Below are 3,810 nucleotides of genomic sequence, written 5' to 3'. Positions count from 1 at the left end.
ATACTACTTTATTCAATAAAATATATAATTCTTTCTAAAAAATAAATTTTATTTAAAACTCAATTAAATAAAAAAAATAAATATGATTTTCCCATTTAAATTATATAAATAATAAATTAGAAAAGCCAATAAATAAAAAAAATATATTAAACAAATTTAATCCAAAAAGAAGAATTTATAGTTGAAAAAGAGCTTTTAAAATAATTAAAATTAGAAAAAGTTAAATATATTTAAATATAAATTTATTAAATAATGTCTAAAATTTTTAAAAAAAAAAATAGATATTAAAAATAATAATAAAAAATTAATTATTATGCTTTTTTAATAAAACTAAAATAAAATTGCTTAAAATAAGTAAAAAATCATATTATTTTTCAATAGGTGAAAAAATGATTCAAGAAACTAAATTCTGTATTTATTGTGGGAAAAAAATACCTGCAGATGTAAGCATCTGTCCCTACTGTGGGAAACAATTAAGTCAAATCCCGGAATCACAAAATACAGAACAAGATAATGTCCAAGAAAATATTCCACAAAATGAAGCTTATGTGTCCAAAGAAAGAAGTTACACCACTCCAGAAAGAAATTATCCTGTGAATAGCCAACAATACTCAAATGTACTACCTATACGTAGATTACTTTTACTCATGATTTTAACAGGTGGACTATACAGATTTTATTGGTATTATAAAAACTCTAAAATGTTAAAACAAGAGTTTAATGAAGACCACAGTCCAGGTTTAATGACAATTCTTCTATTTATCCCAATTGCAAATTGGGTCGTATTTTATGACCTTATAGATAAATGGAGAAATGCAATTTCAAGTAAAGGCTTAGAAACATACTCTTCAGGCATTAATCTTGTAATTTGGATTTTAACAGGAATGCATTTTTGGGTGATAATAAATATCCAAGAGTCAATAAACGAATATTGGAGACTAAAACAGCCAAACCTTCCAATACATAGAAATTTCACAAATAATGAAAAAATCTTAATTGGCATTATTATAGCCATTATAATAGTTATTTCCATAATATTAGTAGCAATAATTATAATTGCAGGCATGAGTACTACTTATCCTTCAACATACTATTAATTTAGCAATAAAAAGTTATTATACTAATTTATTATTTAATTTAATAGCTGTGTAATGATTATTTTTGTAAAAACAGATATTTAATTAAAATATGTTAAAACATATGTAAATTATTAATACATGCTGTTATAAAAAATAAACATTTAAAAATAATTATAATTAGTAAATACATTAACTAGTTAAAATGGGATGTTATTAAGTATTTATATTTATTTTTATAATATTTACTATAGCTTTATAAATTTAATTTTAAATTAATTAAATTTAGAAAATTATTTTCAAATTGTTGCACAGACCTTTAATTATTAAAAAAATAAAATTTAAAGATTATATGGAGAACCATTATTTTTTATGTTCTCCAATATCTTTTTCTGATTTTTTGGAGAATGATTCTCCTTTTGAGCTGTTTTTCGTGTTTTTTCAATTAAATCAAAGGTAGGAATATCTAAAGGACAACTAACTGTACACTGTTTGCATAATGTACACTTAAACAACCCACAATCAAAGCTTATTTTAGAATTTTCAATGTAATTAGCCATTGCAACCCCTCTTCCCCCAAGATAATTTTTGTATCCAAATTCATTTCCAATGGATCCATAAACTGGACAAGTAAGGATACAACTACCACAACCAATACATTCTAAAGAGCTTGGAATAGATTCCATTATTTTTTTTCTTCCATTATCAACTAAAATTAAAACAACTCTTTCTGGACCATACATATTCTTCAATAATTTTTTTTCAATGTCTGCTGTTTTAGAAGGTCCTGAAATAATGTTGATATAAGAAGTTAAAAGACTACCAGTTGCATAAATTGTTTCTAACTTGGAAATAGCTAGTCCATCTTCAATTGTTTCAACTAATTTATCAATTCCAGCTACAACAATATGTAAATTCATCATAGAAACAAGAGAAATATTTCCTTCATTATGAATTAAAATAATGGAACCATCTTCAGCAGCTATTGAATTTGCTCCACTTACACCAATTTTAGCATTAGAAAGCCTGTTAAAAACATCTTCTTTTACACACTCCATTATTTCACTAGGTTCAGCTGAAATATTAGTATTTAATGAATTATTTACAATATCTGCAATATCATATCGATTTAAATGACATGCAGGTCCAGTTGGATGAGATGGAAGATTATCAACTTCTTTTAATTGAAGAATTCTATCACCTAAATCAGTATCCACTATGTCAAAACCTTTTTTGGTGAAATATTCATTAAAGCCAATTTCACGAAGAGTGTTTGACTTAGATTTAGCTATTAACTTATCCCAATCAAGATTTGAAAGTATCTCATCTAAAATATCTATTGCTTTATCATCGTCATCAGCATAAAAAAAATCTATTCCATTTCTAGTAAAAGACTCTTTAGCCATTTCAATCAATTTATCATTGTACTTAATAGATTTTTTTCTAATCTTCTGAACCTTTTTTTCAAGTTCTAAAGTTTTAGGTTCTTTTAAGATTTTTTCACGTTTGTCAACAACGGTTTTAAATGAATTTTTCATTGATTCTAAATTTAAACTTTCCATATTCATTCCATTTAATATTTTATTTTAAAAATTTTATTTTATATTATTTTTATTATTATATTCTTGTTTTATTAAAAAATCATCATAAAACTGAGTGATATTTCTATAAACAAACTCAGATAAATCTAAGACATTTAAATTAGAATTTTCTTTTAAATTTAATTTACAAAAAGGACATCCAGTTACAATAGTATCAACGCCAGTATCTTCAGCTTCTTTAATTCTGTTTGAAGCCATTTTATTTGACAAGTCATCATATCCTGACTTAACTCCACCACCAGCACCACAACATAATGCATTCTCTTTATTTGAAGCCATTTCTTTAATATTTGCAAATTTTTTTATTAACTCTCTTGGAGCATCATATATACCACTATGACGACCTAAATGACATGGATCATGGTAAGTAACAGTTTTAAAATCTGGATTATATTTAAAAATATCTAATTTATTTGAATTATCTTTCTTAAATATTTCTAACTTACTTTCTTTAAGGTTAGAGCTAAGAATAGAAAAAAAATTAGGATCAATATAAAAATTTATATTAGAATTTATATTAGAATTTATATTATAATTTATATTAGACTTGTTATTAAAACTAAATTCATTGCAATTTAGCTTATTATTTATCTTAGATTCAAAAAGAATTTCATTTAATAAGTTATTAAAAAATTGAGAAACATGTATAACTTCAATATCTAGATTAAATAATCTTTTATAATCATGTTTTAAAGTATTATAGCAACCAGCACATGAAACTAAAATTGTTTTACCCTTAAAAGTAGAAATATTTTCTTTAATTAATTCTTTTGATTCATTTTCTAAGCCAGTTCTTAGTAAAACTGAACCACAACATTTTTCATTGTCTAATAAATCAAATTTTATATTAAATAATCTTAAAAGTTTCTCTGTTGAATCAGCTATTTCATTTAACTTAATACGTGCACTACATCCTCTAAAATACAGCATTTAATATCACCAATAATCTAAGAAATAAAATATTAACATTTAATAATCTAATACAAATTAACAAGTAATTCATTATATATAAAAAAGAATGATAATAATTGATAAAAAATTTAGTAATATAACATAAAATAATATGTTTTTTACTATTAATAATAGTTTGCAATTTAATTAATAATAATAAAAAAAATAAATAAAAGAAGAAT

General features: G+C 23.3%; 3 protein-coding genes. 1 reads left to right on the top strand and 2 read right to left on the bottom strand.

The window, feature by feature from the left end; genetic code table 11:
- Positions 1-389: 389 nt before the first annotated feature.
- Positions 390-1,097 carry a zinc ribbon domain-containing protein gene (locus MBCUR_RS01475; protein ID WP_067089342.1) on the top strand — a complete coding sequence of 236 codons (708 nt, stop codon included), beginning with the start codon at positions 390-392 and terminating at the stop codon, positions 1,095-1,097.
- Positions 1,098-1,417: 320 nt separating this feature from the next.
- Here the strand turns inward: MBCUR_RS01475 and MBCUR_RS01470 are convergent, their stop codons facing one another.
- Entirely contained in the window at positions 1,418-2,638 is a 1,221-nt protein-coding gene (locus tag MBCUR_RS01470; protein WP_067089340.1) for an LUD domain-containing protein, read from the bottom strand.
- A 33-nt stretch (positions 2,639-2,671) separates the two neighbouring features.
- Positions 2,672-3,607, bottom strand: coding sequence for a (Fe-S)-binding protein (locus MBCUR_RS01465; protein ID WP_067089337.1), 936 nt, complete (start codon positions 3,605-3,607; stop codon positions 2,672-2,674).
- Positions 3,608-3,810: the final 203 nt, after the last annotated feature.

Origin of the sequence: Methanobrevibacter curvatus (genome assembly GCF_001639295.1) — an archaeon.
GTDB lineage: Archaea > Methanobacteriota > Methanobacteria > Methanobacteriales > Methanobacteriaceae > Methanoflexus > Methanoflexus curvatus.
This window is presented reverse-complemented; position numbering and strand designations above follow the sequence as displayed.

What these genes read in the sequence shown, in the direction of transcription:
- MBCUR_RS01475 (WP_067089342.1), top strand. Translation starts at nt 390, where the DNA reads ATGATTCAAGAAACTAAATTCTGTATTTATTGTGGGAAAAAAATACCT.
- MBCUR_RS01470 (WP_067089340.1), bottom strand. Translation starts at nt 2,638, where the DNA reads ATGGAAAGTTTAAATTTAGAATCAATGAAAAATTCATTTAAAACCGTT.
- MBCUR_RS01465 (WP_067089337.1), bottom strand. Translation starts at nt 3,607, where the DNA reads ATGCTGTATTTTAGAGGATGTAGTGCACGTATTAAGTTAAATGAAATA.